This window comes from Rathayibacter sp. VKM Ac-2803 (genome assembly GCF_009807175.1).
Classification (GTDB): domain Bacteria; phylum Actinomycetota; class Actinomycetes; order Actinomycetales; family Microbacteriaceae; genus Rathayibacter.
On the sequence record NZ_WUCD01000003.1, the window covers coordinates 158,460 to 180,445 of the forward strand.

A 21,986-nucleotide genomic window follows, 5' to 3' on the forward strand; every position below is an offset into this window, starting at 1 on the left:
GCGATGCCACGGACCTCGCCGAACAGTGCCGGCGCTCGTGCTTGCCCTCGCCGTGCCGTCGCTCCGGTGGCTGCTGGTCCTTCGGAACCGTAGCCGTCGACGGTGGACTAGACGCCCCAGACGTAGTCGGCCGTCACGCGCCGCTGACGTCGTAGCGGAGCCGCACGAGCTCGGACCCGGCGAGTGCCGTGGCATCGAGGAGCTTGAGGCCGGGGTGCGGTAATCCGGAATAGAGGGAGGAGCCGCCGCCGACGAGTCCGGCTCCGACGAGGACGATCAGCTCGTCGACGAGACCCTGCTCGAGGAGCGGGTTCCAGGTCGTTCCGCTGCCGAACATCAGGAGGTCGCGGTCTCCGGATGCCTTGAGTGCACGGATCTCGATAGCCGCGTCCTCTCGCCGGACGATTCTGGTGGTGGCGGCCCAGGGAGCGTCGGGATCACGGGTGAGGGTGTCGCTGATGACGAGGGAGTCGAGTGTGGTGACGAGGTGGGCAGTTTCGCGGTCGCGGTCGTTCGCAGAATCGTCGGCTACAAGGGCGCTCCAGGTGTTCCAGTTGTTCCGGAACCAGCGGCTCCCATAGACGAGGGTGCCCGCCTGCCTCAGCATCTGGAGGTTGTGGTCGTTGAACGCGTCCTCGAACGGAAGGGTCGAGAGGTCGTGCTCGGGTCCCTCGTAGTAGCCGTCGAGGGAGGTGAGGACGGAGACGACGAGTCTGCTCATATCCCGACGCTAGCGAGTATGCCCTGTCTGGTTCCAGTACCCGAGGTCAGCATGAATGTGCCTGCTCGTGATCAGGAGCGGCGGAAGTCGTCGTTGTCGGCGAGAAGTGTGCTCATTCGGAGGACGAGCTCGGCCAGCCGGGCGTCGACGTCGTCGTACCCGTCCGCGAGGTCCTGCAAGGAGTACGCCGCGGAGGGTCGCCGGCGCATGGCTAGTTGGTTCTCGGTAGGGAGTTGCCCAGCTTGTTGACGGTGCGCGGTGATGGCGGACATTGCCCTCGTGCTGAGTGACTGGTGTGGGGCGAGCCATCCGTGCTGGTCGATGGCGGGGAGCAGAGTCGGTGCTGCTCTCCAGTCTTCAGACAGAGCAGTGGCGCAATCGTGCTCGTCATCGCGGTGAAGGGTGGGGTCGAGGATCTCGTGGACGGTGTAGCGGAATCCCAGCGCCGCCGGCCCCAGAACGCGCAGCCACCGGGTAGTCACGCATCGCCAGCATGCCGCCGACTCATCCGCCCGAGGAATCACGATGCCCGTGATGGTGAGCACGGGCGTCAGTGTGATGTCGGCCTCGGTGACGGTGCGGGCCGAGTGTCGGGTCCGGTGAAGTTGATCCAGGAGCAGAAGCAGGAACCCGTCGCGGCGGCCCACCAGCCCCGCCGGGTACCGCGTGACCGGAAGCGCTCGCAGCGCGTCGGTGGCGCTGACCCAGCCGGCGCCGACCCGGACGGGTCTGGCAGGTTCGGTCGGCGCGACCGGGAAAGGCGCGCCAAGGAGGGAGTGACCAGCGCGAAGGGCGCTCACCCGTGCGGTCGCGGTGGAGGGTGCTGCAGGAACCGCGGCGAAGAACCGACCCAACTGCGTCAAAGTTGCCGGAACTGCCGGCACGTCCACGGCGGCGCACCAGTCCGCAAAGAGCCGCCAGTGCGGTCGGTACGAGGCGGGAAGCTGCTCGAGAACGTCGTTCATGGTCGCGAGCTGGCGGTGGGTGGTCATAGGCCGAGGGTGGTGACGGCGTTGCCGGTGAGGGGGTCGCGTTCGCGTGCGTAGATCTCCACGGTCGCCGCTAAGCGGTGCCCGGTCTGACGCATCACCGCATGCGTCGTCGCCCCCTGACGCAAGGCCTCGGTGACGAACCCGGCGCGCAACGAGTGCGCGCTGTACCGGACCGGATCGAACCCGACCGCGGTGACGCGACGTTTGACGATCAAGTTCACCGACTGCGCGGCCAACGGGTTCTCGGTGGGCAGGCCGCTCTTGTGCATCCTTCGCAGCAACGGAGCCTGCCCTGGCAGGGTTGGGAGGGTACTGCGGCAGACGTGCGCCGCCGGGTCATCGGTGAACAGCACCCGCATGACGGCGCTGCGCCCCTCCCCCGCTGCTGCCAGGATTCGCAGCCACCGCATCCACGCGCAGGGCCCACAGGTGAGCGGTTCCCGCCCGTACGGGACCGCTTTGACCAGGCCCTTTCCGACCTGGTCGGTCTTCGAGCGCCGCACCCGCACATGCAGGCCGTCCTGCCGATGCCGCACGACATCCTCCAGGCGCAGCTCGGTGAGCTCACTGCGCCGGAACGCACCCGCCCAGCCAAGCAAGATCAGCAGCCGGTCCCGCACCCCCGTGACCCCATCGGGCCAAACGGTGACGTCGATGCGGTCCAGGACCGCTTGGATATCGCTGAGCAGCAGGGGGTCCGCTTGCCGGGTAGGGCGTTGGCGGTCGCGGCGGATGCCCTGCAGAGTCCGCGTAACGAGAGCGCTGTGTCCGGGGAGAGGCAGGTTCTGCTCCGCGTGGGCGGCATTGATCGCAGCCAGAGCGCGCGCAAGCGTCGACGGGGCATAGCGCCACTCCCCCGCCGTGTTCAGGATCCCGGCGCGATCGGCGAGGTACTCAGCCACCGTCTCCGGCGACGCCGGCAGATGCGGCCGCCCCGCCGCTGAACACCAGGCCACAAACGAACGCAGGTCCCCTTGGTAGGCGCGTCGGGTATTTCCGGCGATCGACGCCTCCCCCAGCTGCACGACCGCGGGCGACACCGGGACGAGAGTCGACACCGATGCGGCGATATCCCGTCCGGGACCGTCCTCGAACTCACGCATCAGGACGCCCGAGGTGCGCCGAGGATCTGGCAAGCCCGGCACACACTATCGCGGGCAGCCGCATCAGCGGCACCCTGCGGACACGCGCCCCGATTGCGGTGCGGCACGCGCCCGTCGGCGACCTGCTCCAGCAGCCGGACGCGATCAACTAGACGCGGCACCGGACTGCGCAGGAGCGCCGTCACTCGCAGCAACACACCCCAGGACGGGACCTGCTCCGCGTCGAACCACTCGGCCGTGCGCACCTCGTGGACTTCGAGCGCGATCGCCTCGAGATCCAGCGGTGCGGCCAACAGGTCCTCGAAGGGTCCGTCGAGCTGATCCCCGAGTTTCACGCCCGCCTCCTCGCCCTTGAAACCGGCCCGATCATCGCCGAGCGCTCATCTCAGCCTAGTAGCGGTAATCGCATTTATCGATGGTATGAAACGTCTGGGTTGAGGTGACATTTTTGGCTGCCATAACTACCTCTCGGCAGGTAGATCCCGCTTGTTGTGGTTCGTCGATGTCTTCCGCTCAGAGAGGCCAGCCCACCAGGCCACCGGCGATCCCGTGCAAGAGTGGATGGCGGACCACGGATCGGTCATCGGGTCGGCGGAGTGATTCGAGGTTGACGACGCCCGCTGATCCGATAGTCCTAGGAGCACCGACTCGAGCCCTTGGCGGCGGAGGAATAGCGAACGCGAAAATTACGCCATGACGTAATTATTTATTAAGCCGATCGCGGATGGCTTCGTCAAGGAAGTCGACCACCGTCATGCCGTTCTGCTGCAGGTACGTGTCGAGGCGATCACGCAGTGCGATCTCGACCTTGGACGAGAACGGCTCCATCCGTCTCTTGGACCGAGGGCGTCCGGGTCCAGGGCGGCGGGCGGTCACCTCCTCCGCTTCGACGGGCGGTACCGACGCCGGCACCGGCGTCTCCACCGCCGAGGGGCGGGCGGGCGACAGGGTCTCGAGGACGGACGCGACCGGAGCCTTTGCGACCGAAGATTTACGCTGGATGCTGCTCATTTCGCTACTCCTTCAAGGTGACGAGCGTGCGCGACGAATCGCTCGGTGAGGATCGCCGGCCGACGGCCGCTCAGCTTGGTCAGCGGCACGCGGGCGCTGGCCGAGTCCTGCATGGCCGTCCACGTCGGCAAGTACGGCTCCACGAGGAGATCTCCGTACGCCGCGCGCAGCTCCTCAAGTTGGAACGAATGCTCGCTCGTCAGCGGGCTCGACGTCTTGTTGACGACGATGCCCGCGGTCTTCAGCGACGGATTGAGGTGAGGCATCGCCGTCACTTGACGGACGGTGTCGAGGAACTCCCCCACTCCGCGGACCGCGAACGACGTCGGCTCCGTGACCACGAGCACCTGAGTCGCAGCCAGCAGCCCGTTCACCGTCAGCCGCCCGAGCGCGGGCGGAAGGTCGATGAGGATGTGGTCGTACTCCGCGAGCTCGGGAGATTCCCACATGACCGTCTTCAGCCGCACCTCGGCGCCCATGAGCGACTCGGTCTCCATGCGGAACAGCGCTTCCGAGCTGCGCACCACGTCGATGCCCGTCCACGAGGACTTCGTGATCGCCTCGCCGATCGAGCCGGTCACTCCCCCGTAGAGCACATCGAACACATCGAGGTCACCTTCCGCCTCGAGCGCCGTCGACGCGTCGGCCTGAGGATCGAGATCGATCACCAGCACCTTCCGACGCATGAGCATGAGCCCTGTCGCGACACCGAGAACCTCAGCCGTCTTGCCGACGCCACCCTTACGGTTTCCGACTGCTGTGATGATGGCCACGGCGCCTCCCTTTCTGTCCGTCCATATTTCAATCTTACTGCACGTACGTCTTTACGTCTTGACGTAAATATTCTCGACAGAGCGGCGTGTGCCACCGTGTCGACCGCGACGCTAGATCCCGGCGTCAGTGCAATCTGCGACTCATCACGTTGAGCCGTACTTGAGTCGCCGGACGGTGGGCGTCCAGGGTTGTTGGTCCGTTCTCATCAGCTACAAATATTTACATAATGACGTATTTATTCTAAACTTGCGGTCCGGTTATCGGGTCTGGATTGGCTCCGCCAAAGCGCAACCCTACATCTGCTCAGGGCTCGTTACATACGTCTTTCCGTCATGACGTATTTATTTAAGCTAGACCGCTGGTGGATCTACCTCCAGAACCGACACCTCGATTAATTATTTACGTCATGATGTATTTATCTGCCACGTCCGCAGCATGGTGGCACAGTGGACAGCCAGGTCCACCAACGGTAGCGATGCAGGGACAGAACACAGCAATAAATATATCTGTCATGCCGTATTTATCCCGAGCGGCTCGATAATTACGTCAGGACGTATTCGTACGTACTCCGACCGTCCGCTTTGCTGCTTCGGCGGTCGGTCGCCCGAGCGGACTGCGGGGACGACACGAGCGTCACCGAGCATGCGCCGTTGCAAGCTCATCCCAGTGCGTTGTAGCGCGCGCTGAGAGCGCGTCTCGCTTCATCGACCACACCGGCCCTGTCCGGACACCGGCGCGGCCCAGCCCAATCGACGCGCGTCCATGTCGCTTGGTCACCGCGTCGATGGTCGCACCGAGGTTTTTGACGTCGAAGACCGGATCGAAGAAGTCGAGGTAAACGTGGGAGCCTTTGGGGGAGAGGTTGGTGAGGATCACGCCGGCTCGCACGTAACGGGCTCCTTCGCGGAGTCGAGGTCCTAACGTGCCGATCGCGGCCTTGACGATCGCTACGGGGTCGTCGGTCGGGACGGGGAAGCCGGCGAGTCCGCCGGCGGATTCGTAGGGCGCGTTGACGAAGGGAGATGTTGACGCGAAGACGCTCATGGTTTTGGTGACGGAGCCCTGCGCGCGGAGTCGGTGTGCGGCGCGTTGCGCGTAGACGGACAGCACCTGCTCCATGTCCGCGATCGTCGTGACGGGTGTGGCGAAGGAGCGGGAGAAGATCAGCTGGTCGCGGACTGTGCGGGCGGCCTCGAGGGGATGCAGTCGATGCCGCGCAGCTCGTACACGGAGCGCTGCAGGACGACGGAGAACTTCTTCCGGATGAGGGCGGGGTCTGCGTCGCGCAGGTCGCGGATCGTGTGAATGCTCAGTTCCGCGAGTCGCTTGCCGGTGCGGCCGGCGACACCCCATAGCTCGGTGACGTGCTGGGAGGCCATGAGTGCGTCGAGCTGCTCGGGGGTGTACCAGTCGGTGTCGCAGACTCCGCCGAGACGCGGGTGCCTTTTCGCGCCGCCCTTGTTGACGAACTTCGCGAGGGTCTTGCTCGGCCCGAATCCGACGCAGACGGGCAGGCCGATGTTCTTGGTGACGGCGGAGCGCATCGCGCGGCCGATCTTCGCCCGCTCGGCGACGTCTCCGTTGACGCCGAGGAAGGATTCGTCGATCGAGTACACCTCTTGCCAGGCGGAGTAGCGGCCGAGGAGTTCCATCACGCGGGCGGACAGCTCGCCGTACAGCTCGTAGTTGCTGGAGCGGGCGATGATCTCCGGGAGGCGGCGGGCGCGGATGAGGGGTTCGATCTTGAACCAGGGTGTGCCGTTCTCGATGCCGAGCTGTTTCGCCTCGTCGGAGCGGGCGACGACGCAGCCGTCGTTGTTCGAGAGGACGACGACGGGTCGGCCGTGGAGTTTCGGGTCGAAGAGCCGCTCGCAGGAGACGTAGAAGGAGTTGACGTCGACCAGGCCGATGCGCTGTTCAGAGCGCACGGTGGAGGTGGTGCAGGCAGACGGTGACGACGCCCCACACTTGGAGGTCGCTGAGCTCCGGGACGAGGATCGGCGGGTAGTCGGGGTTCTCGGCGCGGAGGATCACGCCGCTGACGGTGAGCTCGAGGCGTTTGACGGTGAGTTCGCCGTCGAGGATCGCGATGACGACGTTGCCGTGCTTGGGTGTGAGGGAGCGGTCGACGACGAGCTCGTCGCCGTCGCTGATGCCTGCGCCGATCATGCTCTCGCCGGAAACGCGGACGATGAAGGTGGACGTCTTGTCGCGGATGAGGTGGTTGTTGAGGTCGAGTGAGCCGTCGAAGTAGTCCTGGGCGGGGGAGGGGAAGCCGGCAGCGACCGCGTCACCGGCGACGAGGAACGCGAGTGTCACGACGCCCTGTGCCGGGATCGCGATGTTCTCAACGATCGTCACGCTCATCGGGATGCCTCCTCACATGCTCGAACGTATGTTCGATACAGTCCGAGTGTAAGTCGGAGGTTCCGACACTGATCCTGCGAACGGTGATTCCGCGCGGTGGTGGGGGAGTGGTCGAGCACGGTCGGGGTAGGGGTGGGCGTCGCGGGTTAGGCGGCGGTGGAGGACCACCAGAGGGAGCCGGGGGCGAGCATGCCGGTGCGTCCCCAGTGGAGTGCTTCGCGGTGATCCCCTCGGCCGGCGGCGTCGCGGGGGTAAAGCGGCCAGACGCGCTCACCGGGGGAGGGGTTCTCGAAGAGGGGGCGGCTGGTGACGTGTCGACGTCGTGGGCGTTCCCTGGGTGTAGAGGAGCGGTGGGCGAGTTCGGCTTGCCACCAGGCCCAGACCTCGCGCTCGACGCTGTACCGGTGCGCTCGATCCTCCAGCAGACCGTCGACTCCGAGGGCTCGTGCTGCAGCGGTCCGGAGATCGCGAGCCGCTCGGCGCCATCCGTCGGTGTGCTTGACGATGAGGCGATGACTGCGGAGCCGTGACAGGTTCGTCGCTGCGGTGCGAGACCCGACGCCCAGGAGGCGGGCGGTGACCTCGACGGTGACGGAGGCTTCACGGCGCAGCAGTGCGTAGACCTTCCCGGCGAGGTGTCCGAGACCGGCGCGGGTGAAGAGGTCGTGGCGTGCGTCGGTCAGTTCGTGCTCGATCAGGTCGAGGAGGATCGCGCGTTCTGAAAACAGCTGTCCGGGGGGGCGGGGGTTATTGAGTGGTTGTGTCCGGATGGTTTCGTACCCTGTGGAAAATGTGCCGGTCAAGCGCCATTCGCTCGCGTTGCTGCCATCGGCGCGGGCGATGAGCTGCACGTAGCCGTCCTCGCGCAACGTCCGCAGCGCGCTGGCAGCAGTGGTGCGACCCAGGCCGGAGAGCAGCGCGAGATCGCGGACGGACGCAGCAACGGTGCGCTTGCCGGTGTGCAGGGTGAGGTAGGCGAGGGCGGTGAGGATCGTCCGCTCCGAGGTGGCGCGCTCGGTGCGGCCCCACCGGCCGGGATTCACCCGGAACCGGTCGAGGAGGTCGCCGACGGCCGCCACGATACCCTCGAGCTCGGTCAGGTCGCGGGGTTCGCGCTGCCCGGGGAGGACAGCGTGCAGGGCCGCGAACTGCAACGCCTTCTCCCACTGCCGGCCGAGCCGATCGGCCGCTTCCTCACGTGAGCGAGCTCGGCGGCCGCCGCGGCCGGTGTTCTTGGTCCGGTAGTGCTCCATGCCCGGCGCCGTGCGGGCGGCGTGCTCCACGTCGGTCAGCGTCCAACCCGCGTGCGCGGCAGAGAGCAGGCACATGAACGCCGTCCACGACGGGTTCGCGCCACCGCCGACGGTCGCCATGTGGGCGGTCCCCGCGGCGCTCAGGCCACGGTGGGTGCGGTGCTGCGCATCAGCATCGGCAGGGGCAGGGGCAGGGGCGAGCGAAAGCGATCGAACGGCGGGGTGCCTCGCTTCGAGAGCTTGTGTCACCGCGTGCAGCGACTCAGCGTCTACCACCGCGTCCAGCAGATCCTCTGCTTGCCCGCGGAGCAGCGTCGACGCGCTGCCGTCGCGGTGCGGGGACAGGGGCGGGCGCGCGGCTCCCGTTCGCGGGTTACGCAGCATGCCGTGATCCAAGGTGCGGAAGTTGGCTCGAGCAGCGACCGCCAGCCGTGCAACATCAGCTGCAGACGCGCCGCCGCGGACCGCGACCCACAGATGGCGGCCCCCCGTGCCCGAGGACTGGCAGACGACGTGCGGGACCTGGTGATCGTGCAGAACTGCGGAGAGCGCATCGCAGTCGTCCGCGGCCTGCTCCATGAGGTCGGAGTCGACGCCGTGCGAGTCCTTGCCGTCGAAGTCGAAGCAGAGCAGCCGGAAAACGCCGGCGTCGTCCGCGAGATAGATCGCCCAGGGAGTGCTCGGAGCGACGGGGGAGACCAGGAACGCCGCCGGGTAGGAGTTCTCACCCAGGCGCCCGTAGGCGTCGCGGCGCATCGTCCGGACGGTATCGCGCGGGCTCAGCCGACGTGACAACGACCACGCGTCGCCGTCGGTCGCCAACGGCACACCGCTGCGGCGCGCCGAAAGATCCGCCATTGAATCTTCCAGCCCGTGATGTATTCTTTCGGGCATAGAGAAGCCTCCCGCGAGGGCTGGTGACTTGATTAGCTCGAGATCCCGGTCTTTGGTCGGATGGGGGATCCTGAGCTACGAAACTTGGTGAGGCCCGCTTCGGCGGGCCTCCTTCGTTTAAGCGGCTGAGATCGGCAGCTCCTCTGCTTGAGGTCGCGGTGCCGCGACGCGGGGGAGCGCACCGTTCGCCTGGACTAGCTGGTGCAGGAACGTATCGAGGTAGTAGGCCACGGAGACCCCACTCGCTGCGGCAGCCGCATGCACCTCCGCACGCACCTCTGGGGTGACGCGCGCCTGAAGCAGCACGGTGGGAGCATTGTCCGCTCGCTTTGCACGACCCTTGATTGCGCTCATACGAGCATTCTTCTGAGCGAATGCATACATCTCAGGGAGGCGGACCGGCGAGTCCACGAACCGGCGGCTCGGAATTTCGGCGCCGCCAACTAGCGCCTCGACGAAGGTTCGAACGGCGTCGGTTGCTGCCACGACACGCCGACCATCGAAGGTCGGCGTTGATCGGCGCAGGGGCATGGGTATGATGCAGGACATAGAGAAACCTCCCGTGAGGGCTGGTGACTTGATTAGCTCGAACCCCGGGAGCCTGGCAGCAATGGGGGAGCGGGCTACGAAACTTGGTGAGGCCCGCTTCGGCGGGCCTCCTTCGTTTAAGCGGCCGTCGTGCGTTCCTCCTGTGGGATGGGCAGCTCGTTGCGGAGGTCGCGGCGAGGGCGGGGTGCGTACTCGGGCATGCCGAGGGACTCGGCCGCTAGAGCGGTGATGTACTCGCCGTAGCTCAGCCCAGCGGCTGTCGCGTTGGCCTTGATGACCTCGGCAAGAGGCACTGCGGGTTTCGCCATGATGGGGACTCGCTGTCCCTTGCTCGGTCTAGCCATGAGCGAAATCATCCTGCGGTTCCGTTAACGGAAACGTTAGGTCGACGGTGTGTCGCCAAGTCCGCGCGCCGCATCGGCGCTCCTGCGGTGATCTTCGAGTCGCCCATCGCCAAGAGGGTCACCAGCATGGTCATCTCCCTTCGCCTGGACGGACTTCGTCGTAACGAAGTTGCGGCGCAGCTTCATCCGCGCCTCGACTAACGTAAACGATACTACGCAAGAATTGTTAACAGTCATTTCGAAAGGTGAGCCCGATGCTGGCGATGGCGTTCGACACCGCCGTCATGTGCCGAGCGCCGTCCGAGGTGACTCTGTTGGTGAGGTAGGCGACGATGAGTCGACTGTCCGGGTCAGCCCAGGCGACGCAGACGTTGGATCCGTTGTGACCGAAGGCTCGCGGTCCGGCGACGGATCCGAGCGGCGGGTACAGGTTCGGGGTGCGTCCGCCGAGCTGGAAGCCATTCGCCCAGAGAAGAGGGGTGCGTGCGAATCCGTCGACGTCAGCTTCGGTGGAGCTCGCGGCGGTTGCCTGCAGGAGGATCTCGGGTGGGACAACCTGCGCGCCGTCGCGGCCGCGTCCGTCGTTGAGCAGCATCTCGTAGAGCCGGGCGACGTCTCGGGCGGTCGTGGAGACGCCGGCGCTGGGAATCACGGCCATGCGGACGGAGCGGCTGTTCAATGCCGTCGTCGCCAGCGGTACCGAGCTACGGATGGGCACGCATCGGGAGAAGGCGTGTTCAGTGACGCCCAGCATCGTGTTGGTCGCGCCGAGCGGGGTGAGCAGCCACTCATCCATCAGCGGCCGCAGCCGCCTCCGGGTCGCGCGCTCGATCACCTCACCGAGGATGAAGCCGTAGGTGAAGACTTGATAGGAGGGCACAGCGCCAGGCACCGTCGATAGGTGGGCGTTTTCGATGTTGCGGATGGAGCGACGCCAGTCGGTCATCGCGAGCGCGTCACCGAGCAGCCCTCGCGACGTCGAGAAGCCGGCCCGGTGGTGAAGCACCTGCCGGAGAGTGATAGAGCCCTTTCCGTGACGGGCGAACTCGGGCCAGTAGTAGGACACGGCAGCATCGAGGTCGAGGACCGAGGCCGCGGCCAGCTGGTGCACCAAGATGCTCAGGTACGGCTTGCTGACGGACCATGACCAGAAGAGGCCATCGGGTCCGTGCCCCTGGGCGTGGTCGACCAGGACCTCGTCGTCGCGGAGGACGACGAGCTGCGCGGACCCTCCTCGTTGGCGGACGAGGTTCAGCACCGGAGCAAGAGAGTCGTGCACGTGCTCTCCCTCCGTAGCGCCGGCGCCGCCTCCGAAGCCGGAAGGGGGCTGTCGAAAGTAACAGTCCTCTCGGACGGAGGGCTACCGTGGACAGCATGGCTGCGAGAACTGGTAACGGCGCGTCCGAGTACTCGATGCGCGTTCACGCCGCGATCAAGGCTCTGATGGGCAAGGCGGGCCTCTCCAACGTGGACTTCGCGGCGCGCACCGACATGACGTTGACCTACTTCTACGCCCGCATGCGCGGCGACGCGATGTTCGACACCAACGACCTCGAGCGCATCGCTCGCGTCCTGGGTGTGAGAGTCGCCCACATCTTCACGATCGCGGACGATTTTGGTGCACCCGCTGAAGAGATCGATGAGATGGTCGTCCTCACGAACGGCGCCGAGTTCGCTAGGCGCCTAAGCGTCCTCTTGCCAGCGGGTACGAACGATGATGTCGCAGGGATCCCAGTGCCGCGAATCATCGAGATGCTGGGCGCAACATCGCACTTCGGCGTGACACAAAGCGAGCTCACCCGTCTGGCATCTCATTTTGAAGTCCCTGAGGCGTTTTTGACCGAGCTAGTCACGTCTGAAGACACAGCCATGATCGAAGCGGACCTCGAGCTGCGTCGGGCGCTCGCGTCGAAGGGCGTTGAGACTCTGGCCGCTCGGTCTCTCGGAGGGAGCCTGTCGCCGGCCGCCATCCGCGGTATCGCCGCTTCCATCCGCGCTTTGCGCAAGTAGCTACTGCGATCTGGAAGGGAAATTCATGAACGACCCGTGGCTCGTGAATAACGAGATTCGCCAGACCGCCGAGCGCGCCTTCGCTGACATCTTCACCGAAGAGTACCCGGGAGAACTGTCGACCGAAGAAGCGATTATTGAGCGGGCCGAGGAAGTCCTCGGCGCCGAAATCGAGGTGTATCAGGGCGGTGACGAGTCCTGGGAGAACTACCTTGCACTAACGCTGACGGTCACAATAAACGTGTTGATGCCGAGCAAATATAAGATTCTTATCCGCAGCGACAAAAAAAGCATATTATCGGATGTTTAATGTGTTCCACGAGCTGGCGCACATTCTCCTCGGTCATCCTCCGAGCGAAGTGCAGCTTCCCGACACTTTGAACTTCGAGTCCATGGGCGTCACGACCGGCGACAGCGCCGTCCGTCACGCGAAGCAGTTCGTGTTCGACGGGGAAGAAGTCACTCCGGCTCGCCGCGTCATCGAGGGCGAGGCGGAGGAGTTCGCCCGCCTGATGGTGTCGCTGGTGATGCACCCGCGGTACCGGACAGGAGAGCGGAGGTTCGGCTAGGTGAGCCCGATCGAAAGCTTCTTCTTCACCGCCACTTTCCTCGCCGTTGTCCCTTACTTCCTTGGCTGGTTCGTCGCGATAATTTTGCGCCGGCGGCCGCCGACGCGGCCGTGGGTCGCCGCGGGATTCGGGTCTGTCGCCCTACTTGCACTCGGCGCTTGGCCCTGGCTGCCCCTCGAGGAGGCTGACGGGCTGCTGGGCGGGACGAACATCTACTACTGCGTGATGATCGTCGCCGCCGGCACGGCGTTGTGGCTACTGGTCGAGGCCGTCACTGACGTCGGTCGTGTGCGTTGGCGTTCGCTTGGGCTCCTCGTCGTCTGGATCGGCGCTTATGTGGCGGCCTTCGCGGCCATCGACCGTCCGGAGACGTCACCGAAGTTCTCACACGAGACGGTCGAACAGCTCCCGATGATCCTGTGCAGCGGCATCTACTTCCTCGGGCTCATCGTTCTTTTCGTGAGACTGATCCTCAAGATCCGGAAGTACCCGCGCCTCGCCTCCTGGCCCTTTACGGTCGGCGGAGGGCTCATCATCACAGCCTCCGTCAGTGAAATCACAGGAATGATCGTCGCGCGTACAGCACCCAACTCGACACTGGTGACAGACAGTCTCTACTTGGTATTCACGCCGGGATTCTTTGGTGGAACGCTGTTGTTCACGGCTGGCCTGTGCAGCTTCCCGCTTCGGCGCACAATTCGTGACGTCGCGGTCGATCTGTGCTCGCGAAATCTCGTCGGAATGTTGACAGCGCGGGAGATTTCCGCCCCACCGGTGTCCTTCGTAAGAGAAGGCACCGACAGCGAGAAGAAGCTTGTCCGCTTGATGACGCTTCAAGTTCGAGTCACTGATGCCGTTATGGTCGGTGCGATGAAACTGAATGACACCGAAAATAATGCCGTTTATCGGGCAGAGCGCTTGATCGACGGCGAATTGCTAGCAGCAGGTATGGGATGGAACAAATGAACAAGATGATCGTCGGAGCAGCCGCAGCAGGAGGCCTCGCCGTCGCTGGCGTCGTCGGCTCGATCTTCGCCGCTCGGCAGGTCGTTCTTCCCGTCGACCCGCCTGAGATCCCGATCCTCCGCCAGGACGGGAAGACGATGACCCTTGCCGTCGACGGCAAGACCGTCTCCCCGGGCATCCTCGGGGTCTTTCGCACCGACCGGACCGGACACGCGACGCTCAGCCGACCGATCCACACCGACCCGGTGACAGGTGCGACCACCCGGCGTATCGAGTCGACCTGGGGAGCGAGCTTCGCCGGGGAGAAGGCCGTCATCTGCGAGGGCGACGTCTTCGCCGGGCCGGAAGCGGTCGACCCCGACTTCGTGGAGGTCCTCGTCCCGGGCCCCCTGGGGGACTGCCCAGCGTGGCAGTTCGGACCGGACGAGAACGCCGAGTGCACGTGGGCGATCCACGTGCACGGCATCCGCACCAAGCGCATCCACGCGCTCCGCAGCGTCCCCGCGATGACCGCGCTCGGCTACACGTCCCTGGTGGTCTCCTTCCGTGGCGATGGAGACGGGCCGGCGGTTCCTCACAGCGCCTCGATGCTCGGTCAGCGCGAGTGGGCCGACGTAGCCGCGGCGATCGACTACGCAGCCGCCCATGGCGCGAAGAAGATCGTCCTAATCGGCTGGTCCCTCGGCGGTGGCGTGGCGCTGCTGGCTGCAGAGCGCACGAGCCGCCGCGACCTGCTCTCGGGCCTCGTCCTCGTTGGACCGGCGCTGAACTGGAAGACGGCGATCGAGCAGGGCGCTGTGGAGATGGGGTTGCCTCGTCAGGTCGCGATCCTCGGCCTCGTCGGCTTGCGCAGCAAGCTCGCGAGCCGTCTCGTCGGCCTCCCTGAGCCTGTCGACTTCGATGCGCTCGACTGGGTGCGCGAGCCCCGCGCCGCGGCGCTGGGCTGCCCGATCCTCCTGTTCCACTCCGCCGGCGACACGACCCTCCCGATGGAGGTATCCCAGCGGTTCGCGAAGCTGAACGCGCCCGCTGTGGAAATGGTCGAGACGGCGGCTACCGCTCACAACACCGAGTACAACGTCGATCCCGAGGTCTTCGACTCGACCATCGCTCGATGGATTTCGCAGCACCAGTAACGAAAGCGCTAGCACTGGCCTACTGTTAATGCCATGGGGGCTCTTCATGGCGCATCACGAGTGGACCGTGCACACTCCGACGACGGCCGGGCCATCGAGACGCGATGGTCCGCCGTCGTTCACTTCTTCCGGCTCGGTAACAGCCACTCCGTCGACTGCGACTGCCGCTGCTGCCTGGCGACCCGCGAGCCGTCGATGGCTGACGACGACTTGGACGCGCGGACGGGCCTCGTGCGCCACTACCCCGTCTCCGAACTCGAGGATGCCGCGGAGGACGCGGTGCTGCGAGCAGTGACGCTGGAAACGTACTGGTTCGGCCGAGACGTCATCGCGGCCGGCTACGAGCTCCACTCCGGAGAACGATTCGAGGACGTCGCGGTGACCTCACCCGAAGGGGATCAGTTCGCGGTCGAGGGGTGGCTTGCCGCCGACGCCTTCGAGTTGCAGTTCGCCACAGGACTTCGGGCGGTCGCAGACGAGGACGCTCTTCTCGCGCAGCGATGCGTGACCTTGCTCGAGCGGATCCCGGCGGGGACAGGGAACGCCTTCTGCGTCATATAGCGGGCGGCGGATCAGCGAGGTCCGACTGGCCCTTCTGATACGCCCGACTGACCTCGTGCAGGCGATCGATCGCCTCCCAGTCGACCTTGTAGGTCACGGTCTTCCGGTGGCGGACGCCGGGCGCCGGGCGTCCACTGATCGCTCCGGCTTCCTCGAGCGGGTTGAGGTAACCGAAGAGAGTCACCTTGTTCCGGGCCTCCGGTACGGCGTCGAGAATCTCCGCCACGGTCGCTCCGTGGATTCGCGCCGGCTCCTGAGACAAGAAGTGCAGGACGCGGTTGCCAATCTCACTGGTAAGGGCGCGCATGTGCATCACCTCCCTGGACGGCGGAGGGAGCGTAGGCGACATGGAACCCATTCTGGCGCATCGGCCGTTTCCTCCTTCGGATCGAAGGTTGCGCACTGCGTGACGCGATTGTTCCCTTGCATCTATTCGCACAACTGTTACAGAAGTTAGATTTATCCTTATAGTGAGGAGTAGCGCGCAACCGGGATCGCCGGTCTCGGCACGAGCACTGGGGGATGCACATGAAGGTGCCTGGCAAGGCAGTCGTGGTCGTAGCGTTCGCTCTCGCTACTGCCGGCTGCACCAGCCCCAGCGCCGCTTCCTTCTCGTCCGCTGCGAGCGCGCCCTCCGGCGGTGCTTCCTCGACGGCCGCAGAACGGTTGCCGGCTGCGCCCGCACCGACGGAGAACGTCCCGTCGACGGAAGCCTCTGCAAGTGATGCGGAGCAGGCACCGGAGCTGGCTGTGGAAATGGCCACGATCGGTATCGCCGCGAAGGCGGCTACCGCCTTCTGCCGACCCTCCTTGGACTACGACACGTGGATCGCCGAGCTCTACCCGTTCCTCAGTCAGCACGCTGCGGTGGCCTACGAAACGGTCGACCCGACGAACGTGCCCTGCACGACCCTCACCGGCGATGCGACAGTCCGAGACGGTGACGGTGCGTTCACGATGCGCATTCTCGTCCCCACCGACGCGGGGGAGTACTCGGTGTACGTCCACCGGACCACGGAGAGCACTCCCTGGGCAGTGGAGCAGATCACCGCGCTGGCCTCGGAATAGCCCGGTGACGAAGGGGGGAGCGGGGGTTCTCGCGGCGGTGCTGGCACCGTTACTCGCGATTGCACTGCTGCTGTGGCTGCTGTTTTTCGGCGCCGCTGAGGACGCGGCTGCCGCGTGCCTGCCGGGCGGTGGACCGGTCGACGTCTCCGCGATTCCGGCAGACGCGAGGGTCGGTGCTTACGGTCATGACCAGCTCGTGAACGCGGCGCTGATCGTGAACGCCGGAGCCGCGAAGGGCCTCGGTGCCGATGGGCAGACGCTCGGCGTGCAGACGGCAATCGGGGAGTCCTCCCTGGTGAACACCAGCTACGGCGACGGTGCGGTCAACCCGGACGGGTCGGTCGCTGACTCGATCGGCCTGTTCCAGCAGCAGTCGAGCTGGGGCACTGTCGAGCAGCGGATGGACCCGACGACCTCGGCCGGCTTCTTCTACGACCGCCTCGTGGCCGTCGAGGGCTGGCAGGCGATGGAGCCGTCCATCGCGATCAACAAGGTGCAGCGCAACGCCGACCCGAACCACTACACGAAGTACCGCGCCGACGCCGTGGCGATCATGACCTACCTGGGCGGCCTCGGCAGCAGCACGCTCGCTCCGACAACGACCGCCGCACCGGTCAGCGCTCTGTCGACACCGACCGGCACCGCGCCTGCGACTCCTGCTCCGATCGGTGGATGCGTTGCCGTTTCCGGCGACGCGCAGGCCCTCGCGGCTGGACTCGTGACCGCGATGGAAGAGGGGCGGCTGCGCCTGCTTGAGGACAGATACGCGCAGCAGATCCGCAACATGGCCGCGGGGACCGCGAAGGAGAACTGCGGCATTGACGTCCGCATCCTCCAGGTGATCACGATCGCGCTGAACACGTTCGAGCGCGTCGGCGTCTCCGACCTCAACCGCCAGTGCACAGGCTCGCTCCTGGGCGCCGGCACCGGCTCCTCCCACTGGATGAACGGCGGCGGCAACGCGGTCGACTTCTTCTCCTTCGATGGCACGGCCACGACCGGCTGCGACGCCAACGCCTTGCAGCTGCTGACGGTCCTCGACCCGCAGGTGCCGCAGGGCTCCCGCGCCGGCCAGATCCAGTGCCGCTCGAGCACCTATCAGCACATCACGCAGTTCACGGACTCCCCGAACCACCTGCACTTCGACGTCGCCTACGCCGACGGCCCCCTCACCACCGGATAACCGGACCCCTTCGACGTCGCGACCGCGGCGCCGATCACCCCGCACCACCCAACACGAAACGGAGCACCTCATGTCTGCACTGCTCGCAGCAACGACCGACATCCTCACCACCGCGGGCGCGCTCGGCGCCGTCGTGCCCGACCCGGGCCCGGGCGGCATGCCCCCCGGGTTCGAGGCCTTCACCACCGTCATGGGCTGGGCGAAGTGGGTCGGCCTCGGCGTCGCCGTCGTCGGCCTGATCATCCTCGGCGTCTCCATGACCGTCTCCGCCCGCCGCGGCGAGGGCGGAGAGATCGGCGGCTGGCTCGGCCGACTCCTCATCGGCGTGATCATCATCTCCGCCGCCTTCACGGTCGTCGGCTTCCTGATGGGCGCGTAGCGCCCAGGGAAGCCACCACGACAGCCATCACCAGGAAGGCAAGGGACGTCATGAACGACTCCGAACCGCGTAACCCGTTCACCAAGAGGGGCTTCATCGTCGGCGCCGCCATCGTCGTGGTACTCGCCCTCTCGGGCCTCGTGCTCGGCGTGACGTCCCAGGGCACCGGGGACGGCGGCACCACCGCCGTCGACCCCGGCACTCCCACCCCGACATCGACCGTCTCAGCTGAGGCCGAGAGCGTGTGCGGACTCTCGGGCTTCGAGGAGAGCGGCACGCTCACCGCCCCGCCGACGACGGGATGGACCATCGTCGGCACGATGGCCGCCCCGAGCTCCGCTGAGGCTGGACCGGGGGAGACCGACAATGTCGGGGTGCGGAGTTGCTACGTGCACACCGTCGAAGGTGCCCTCTTCGCTGTCTCGAACCTGTGGGCGATGGGCTCGGACGCACGCCTCGCTCCTCTGGCTGTGGAGCAGCTCACCGCTCCCGGGCCGGGCCGTGACGCGGCGATCGCCGCGGACACGCAACAGAGCAACACCGGGACCAGCGTGCAGATCGCCGGCTTCAAGGTGCTGTCCTACGACGGCGAGAACGCCACGATCGACACCGCTTTCGAGCTGAACACGGGCTCGCTGATCAGCTTCCCGTCCGCGGTGACGTGGAGCGATGGCGATTGGAAACTCGTCGTCACCGACGACGGACAGCCGCCCTACCGCCCCAGCACCTTGCAGAACCTCGGCGGCTACATCGTCTGGGCAGGTGTCCAGTGATCGCGCTGACCGAGACGGGCGCCGGAGAGCCCTGCTCTCCCATCGACGTCCCGTGCTGGACCGGGGCCGCCGTGGGCGACATCGTCTCGCAGGCGTCGAACGACGCCCTGCAGCAGTTCGTCAACAACATCCTCGAGGGCTACGGCAAGGCGATCGCCTCCCTCGGCACCGTCTGGATGAACGTGCCCTCCCCGGTCACCGTCGTGGACCAGGGCGGCGGCGTGAACGGCGGCGGGACCCCGCCGCTACCGGAGGCGTTCGAGACGATCCTCGGCTACGTGACGTGGGTCTGCGCGGGCCTGGCCGTCATGTCCCTGATCATCGCGGGCGTGATGATGGCCTCCCGTCGCCGGTACGGCGACGGCGAAGCTCACCTGGGCCGCGTCGGCGTCATCCTACTGGCGGTGCTGCTGCTGTCATCCGCGTCGGCGCTGGTGACGGGGTTCCTGCCGCTGGCGATGCACCTGAACGAGTCCTCCTCGGTCGTCGGCTGGGTGCAAGGTCAGTTGCAGTGGTACACGGGCGGGCTCGCGATCCTCGCGATCCTCGTCGCCGCCGGCCGCATGGTGTGGACGCAGCGCGCGGTGCCCCTGCGCGAGCTCGCCGGCTCCGTGCTGACTCTGATCGCCGTGGCCGGCGCAGGGCTGGTCGTCATCCGCCTGGCGACCCAAGCGGGCGATGAGTTCTCGATCTGGATCCTCAACAACTCGACCGACTGCGACGTGTCCCAGCAGGGCGAGAGCAACTGCTTCGGCACCAACATCTTCGCGATGATCAGCCTCACCGCGACCTCCGGAATCGGCCTCATCGGTCTCTTTCTGTTGGGGATGCTCGCGGTGTTCATGACCTACGTGCAGATCGCGCTGATGGTGTTCCGCGGCGCGATGCTCGTCGTCCTCGCCGGCATCTTCCCTCTCGCCGCGTCGTTCACGAACACGGAGATCGGCCGCCAGTGGTTCAAGAAGGCGATGGCCTGGACCCTCGCGTTCATCCTCTACAAGCCCGCCGCGGCGATCGTCTACGCAATCGCGTTCCGCATGACCGGCACCGACCTGTTCAAGTCAGACGGCACGGGCCTGTTCCAGATCGTCACAGGCCTCGCGCTGATGCTGATCGCGCTCGTAGCCCTGCCCGCACTGATGCGCTTCCTCGTCCCGGCGATCGCCAGCGTCGGCGGCGGCGGGGGAGGAGCTGGCCTGCTCCTGGGCGCGGCGGCCGTCTCGGGCGCCGGGGACATCGCGACGGGTGCGGTCCGTGCCAGCAGTAGCGGCGGCTCCGGTGGTGCGTCGGGTGGTGGCGGCAGCTCGTCCACAGACGGGCCGACCGGCAGCAAGTCCACTCCCGGCTCTCCCGCGTCCTCGTCGCCCGGAGCAGACCCGTCCGGGTCGGCGTCGGCCTCCGGCGGTGGGGCAAATGCCGGCGCAGCGGGTGGCGGCGCAGCAAGCGGCGGCGGCGCGGCAACAGCAGGCGGAGGCGTGGCAACAGGCGGCGCAGCAGCAGCGGCGGGGCCGGTCGGCGCCGGTATCGCGGTCGCCACGAAGGCCGCAGAAGGCGCGAAGCACGCTGCGGAGGCCGTAAAGGCGGCCACGGATGACGCGACCGGCAGCAACGAGAACGGAAGCTAACCCATGACCAGCACCGCTACCGCGACCGATCCGGTCAAGGCCCGCACCTACGGCAACTGGCGAAAGCCCCAGACCGCCGGCCTCGGCGGGCTCGGGCAGCTCGCCACCCTCGTGATGTTCGTGGGAATCGTGTCCTCGATCATCGCGTCCATGTTCTCCGGCCTCGGTCCGGCACTCATCGTCGCCGGGATCTTCGGCGGCATCCTCCTGACCGTCTCGGTCAAGGACAAGCACGGGCAATCAGCCCTCGGAAGGACGGTCGTCCGCGTGAACTGGTGGCGCACCAAGAGCAAGGGAGCGAACATCTACCGCTCCGGCCCGATCGGCCGCGCGAAGTGGGGCACCTTCCAGCTCCCGGGCCTGGCCGCGGCATCACAACTCACCGAGCACGAGGACTCCCACGGACGCCGGTTCGCGCTGATCAGCACCCCGACCACCCGGCACTTCACCGTGGTCCTCGCCACAGAGCCGGACGGGGCAGCGCTGGTGGATCAAGAGCAGATCAACAACCAGGTCGCGGAGTACGGCATCTGGCTCGCCAACCTCGGAGACGAACCCGGCATCGAGGCCGCCTCCGTCACCGTCGAGACAGCACCCGACACCGGCACCCGCCTGCGCGGCGAGGTCGAGGGATCGATGGACCCGGACGCACCGCTATTCGCCCGAGCGATGCTCGAGGAGGTCGTGGAGACCTATCCCGTGGGCTCGGCGACCATCCGCGCCTACATCGCCCTCACGTTCACGGCGACCGCCCGCATCGGAGGGAAGCGCCGCAACGCGAAGGAGGTCGCGTCCGACCTCGCCGCCCGCATCCCCGGGCTGACGTCCTCCCTCGCCGCGACCGGCGCCGGCGCCGCACGCCCCCTCAACGCGCAAGAGCTCTGCGAAGTCATCCGCACCGCCTACGACCCCGACGTGGCAGTCCTGATCGATCAGGCCCGTGCCGCGGGAGAGACGGCGGACCTGTCATGGACGGACGTCGGCCCTGCCGCGGCGGAAGCGCAGTGGGACTCGTACCGTCACGACGGAGCCGTGTCGACGTCGTGGACGATGACTGCGCCACCGCGCGGCGTCGTGCAGGCCGGTATCCTCGCCCGGTTACTCGCCCCACACCGCGACATCGCACGCAAGCGCGTCACCCTGCTCTACCGCCCCATCGACCCCGCCCGCGCCGCGGCATTGGTGGAGGCGGACCTGAACGCCGCGCAATTCAACTCCTCGACATCGACCAAGCCGACCGCACGGTCGACGCTCTCGACGCGCTCGGCGCAGGCGACGGCCGCGGAGGAAGCCTCCGGCGCCGGGCTGATGAACTTCGGCCTGATCGTCACCGCGACGACGATGCAGCGCACGCAGGAGCCCGAAGCGCGCGCCGCGATCGACTCCCTCACCTCGGCCGCACGGCTGCGGATGCGGCCAGCGTTCGGGTCGCAGGATTCCGCGTTCGCCGCCGCGCTCCCGCTCGGCCTGGTCCTTCCGCGGCACCTGCGCATCCCCAACGAGGTCCGGGAAGCCCTGTGACCACAACGAGCGCCCACGGGACGGCACTGGACGAGTGTCCGGTGCCGTCCCCTGTTAAGCCCCTTCTCCCCTCACCGATCACTGCCGGAGGTCCTCAGTGAGCATCACCACCAAGCTCTTCTCCCGCCACCGCGACACCGAGCCCGTCGACCCGATCGCCGACGACGCGACAGCTTCCATCGACGGG

General features: G+C 66.5%; 25 protein-coding genes. 12 read left to right on the plus strand and 13 right to left on the minus strand.

Annotated features, from left to right (window positions below; translation table 11 throughout):
• Positions 1-133: 133 nt before the first annotated feature.
• The 12 genes from GRS96_RS19795 to GRS96_RS19845 all read right to left on the minus strand — a co-directional run bounded on the left by GRS96_RS19795 (position 134) and on the right by GRS96_RS19845 (position 11,287).
• Positions 134-721: a dihydrofolate reductase family protein gene (locus tag GRS96_RS19795; RefSeq protein ID WP_107576141.1), complete on the minus strand. Its 588-nt coding sequence runs from the start codon at positions 719-721 to the stop codon at positions 134-136.
• Between the two features lie 71 nt (positions 722-792).
• Positions 793-1,713, minus strand: a complete 921-nt coding sequence (locus GRS96_RS19800) for a hypothetical protein (protein ID WP_107576142.1) — start codon at positions 1,711-1,713, stop codon at positions 793-795.
• Positions 1,710-2,816, minus strand: a complete 1,107-nt coding sequence (locus GRS96_RS19805) for a site-specific integrase (protein WP_159989482.1) — start codon at positions 2,814-2,816, stop codon at positions 1,710-1,712. Before GRS96_RS19805 ends, GRS96_RS19800 begins: the two co-directional genes overlap by 4 nt.
• Complete coding sequence (locus GRS96_RS19810; protein WP_159989483.1) at positions 2,816-3,151, minus strand: hypothetical protein; 336 nt, start codon at positions 3,149-3,151, stop codon at positions 2,816-2,818. The genes GRS96_RS19805 and GRS96_RS19810 overlap by 1 nt, the downstream gene beginning before the upstream one ends.
• A 367-nt stretch (positions 3,152-3,518) precedes the next feature.
• A complete protein-coding gene (locus GRS96_RS19815) occupies positions 3,519-3,827 on the minus strand; it encodes a hypothetical protein (RefSeq protein WP_107576145.1) in 309 nt (102 codons plus the stop codon).
• Positions 3,824-4,600 (minus strand): ParA family protein, encoded by a 777-nt coding sequence (locus GRS96_RS19820; RefSeq protein WP_236553712.1) that lies wholly within the window; start codon positions 4,598-4,600, stop codon positions 3,824-3,826. The genes GRS96_RS19815 and GRS96_RS19820 overlap by 4 nt, the downstream gene beginning before the upstream one ends.
• A 634-nt stretch (positions 4,601-5,234) precedes the next feature.
• A complete protein-coding gene (locus GRS96_RS20865; RefSeq protein ID WP_328612395.1) occupies positions 5,235-5,720 on the minus strand; it encodes a DUF4113 domain-containing protein in 486 nt (161 codons plus the stop codon).
• Between the two features lie 44 nt (positions 5,721-5,764).
• The gene (locus GRS96_RS20870; protein ID WP_328612396.1) at positions 5,765-6,529 is read right to left on the minus strand and encodes a Y-family DNA polymerase; all 765 of its coding nucleotides are present in this window, start codon (positions 6,527-6,529) and stop codon (positions 5,765-5,767) included.
• Positions 6,519-6,968 (minus strand): LexA family protein, encoded by a 450-nt coding sequence (locus tag GRS96_RS19830; protein WP_107576146.1) that lies wholly within the window; start codon positions 6,966-6,968, stop codon positions 6,519-6,521. Before GRS96_RS19830 ends, GRS96_RS20870 begins: the two co-directional genes overlap by 11 nt.
• Positions 6,969-7,114: 146 nt before the next feature.
• Positions 7,115-8,977: a hypothetical protein gene (locus GRS96_RS19835; protein ID WP_146168508.1), complete on the minus strand. Its 1,863-nt coding sequence runs from the start codon at positions 8,975-8,977 to the stop codon at positions 7,115-7,117.
• Between the two features lie 803 nt (positions 8,978-9,780).
• Entirely contained in the window at positions 9,781-9,972 is a 192-nt protein-coding gene (locus tag GRS96_RS19840; protein WP_146168509.1) for a hypothetical protein, read from the minus strand.
• Positions 9,973-10,234: 262 nt separating this feature from the next.
• Positions 10,235-11,287, minus strand: coding sequence for a serine hydrolase domain-containing protein (locus tag GRS96_RS19845; protein ID WP_159989484.1), 1,053 nt, complete (start codon positions 11,285-11,287; stop codon positions 10,235-10,237).
• A 95-nt stretch (positions 11,288-11,382) separates the two neighbouring features.
• Between GRS96_RS19845 and GRS96_RS19850 the strand changes: the two genes are divergently transcribed.
• From GRS96_RS19850 to GRS96_RS19875, 6 genes are all read left to right on the plus strand, one after another.
• On the plus strand, positions 11,383-12,018 hold the full coding sequence (locus tag GRS96_RS19850; RefSeq protein ID WP_146168510.1) for a helix-turn-helix domain-containing protein: 636 nt from the start codon (positions 11,383-11,385) through the stop codon (positions 12,016-12,018).
• A gap of 25 nt (positions 12,019-12,043) precedes the next feature.
• Positions 12,044-12,328, plus strand: coding sequence for a hypothetical protein (locus GRS96_RS19855; protein ID WP_107576151.1), 285 nt, complete (start codon positions 12,044-12,046; stop codon positions 12,326-12,328).
• A gap of 82 nt (positions 12,329-12,410) precedes the next feature.
• Positions 12,411-12,587, plus strand: coding sequence for a hypothetical protein (locus GRS96_RS19860; protein ID WP_159989485.1), 177 nt, complete (start codon positions 12,411-12,413; stop codon positions 12,585-12,587).
• Positions 12,588-13,553 carry a hypothetical protein gene (locus GRS96_RS19865; RefSeq protein WP_107576153.1) on the plus strand — a complete coding sequence of 322 codons (966 nt, stop codon included), beginning with the start codon at positions 12,588-12,590 and terminating at the stop codon, positions 13,551-13,553.
• On the plus strand, positions 13,550-14,689 hold the full coding sequence (locus GRS96_RS19870; RefSeq protein WP_159989486.1) for an alpha/beta hydrolase family protein: 1,140 nt from the start codon (positions 13,550-13,552) through the stop codon (positions 14,687-14,689). Before GRS96_RS19865 ends, GRS96_RS19870 begins: the two co-directional genes overlap by 4 nt.
• A 195-nt stretch (positions 14,690-14,884) precedes the next feature.
• Entirely contained in the window at positions 14,885-15,250 is a 366-nt protein-coding gene (locus GRS96_RS19875; protein WP_146168511.1) for a hypothetical protein, read from the plus strand.
• Here the strand turns inward: GRS96_RS19875 and GRS96_RS19880 are convergent.
• Positions 15,243-15,599: a hypothetical protein gene (locus GRS96_RS19880; protein ID WP_159989487.1), complete on the minus strand. Its 357-nt coding sequence runs from the start codon at positions 15,597-15,599 to the stop codon at positions 15,243-15,245. The two genes, GRS96_RS19875 and GRS96_RS19880, sit on opposite strands and share 8 nt — an antisense overlap.
• 173 nt (positions 15,600-15,772) lie before the next feature.
• Here GRS96_RS19880 and GRS96_RS19885 point away from each other — a divergent pair, with 173 nt between their 5' ends.
• From GRS96_RS19885 to GRS96_RS19910, 6 genes are all read left to right on the plus strand, one after another.
• Complete coding sequence (locus GRS96_RS19885; RefSeq protein ID WP_146168513.1) at positions 15,773-16,318, plus strand: hypothetical protein; 546 nt, start codon at positions 15,773-15,775, stop codon at positions 16,316-16,318.
• A 4-nt stretch (positions 16,319-16,322) separates the two neighbouring features.
• A complete protein-coding gene (locus tag GRS96_RS19890; RefSeq protein ID WP_159989488.1) occupies positions 16,323-17,501 on the plus strand; it encodes a hypothetical protein in 1,179 nt (392 codons plus the stop codon).
• A gap of 70 nt (positions 17,502-17,571) precedes the next feature.
• A complete protein-coding gene (locus GRS96_RS19895; protein WP_107576159.1) occupies positions 17,572-17,880 on the plus strand; it encodes a hypothetical protein in 309 nt (102 codons plus the stop codon).
• A gap of 50 nt (positions 17,881-17,930) precedes the next feature.
• Entirely contained in the window at positions 17,931-18,653 is a 723-nt protein-coding gene (locus GRS96_RS19900) for a hypothetical protein (RefSeq protein WP_107576160.1), read from the plus strand.
• Positions 18,650-20,278: a hypothetical protein gene (locus GRS96_RS19905; protein ID WP_107576161.1), complete on the plus strand. Its 1,629-nt coding sequence runs from the start codon at positions 18,650-18,652 to the stop codon at positions 20,276-20,278. Before GRS96_RS19900 ends, GRS96_RS19905 begins: the two co-directional genes overlap by 4 nt.
• Before the next feature lie 3 nt (positions 20,279-20,281).
• Positions 20,282-21,799 (plus strand): SCO6880 family protein, encoded by a 1,518-nt coding sequence (locus tag GRS96_RS19910; RefSeq protein ID WP_204162184.1) that lies wholly within the window; start codon positions 20,282-20,284, stop codon positions 21,797-21,799.
• The last annotated feature ends 187 nt before the right edge of the window (positions 21,800-21,986 follow it).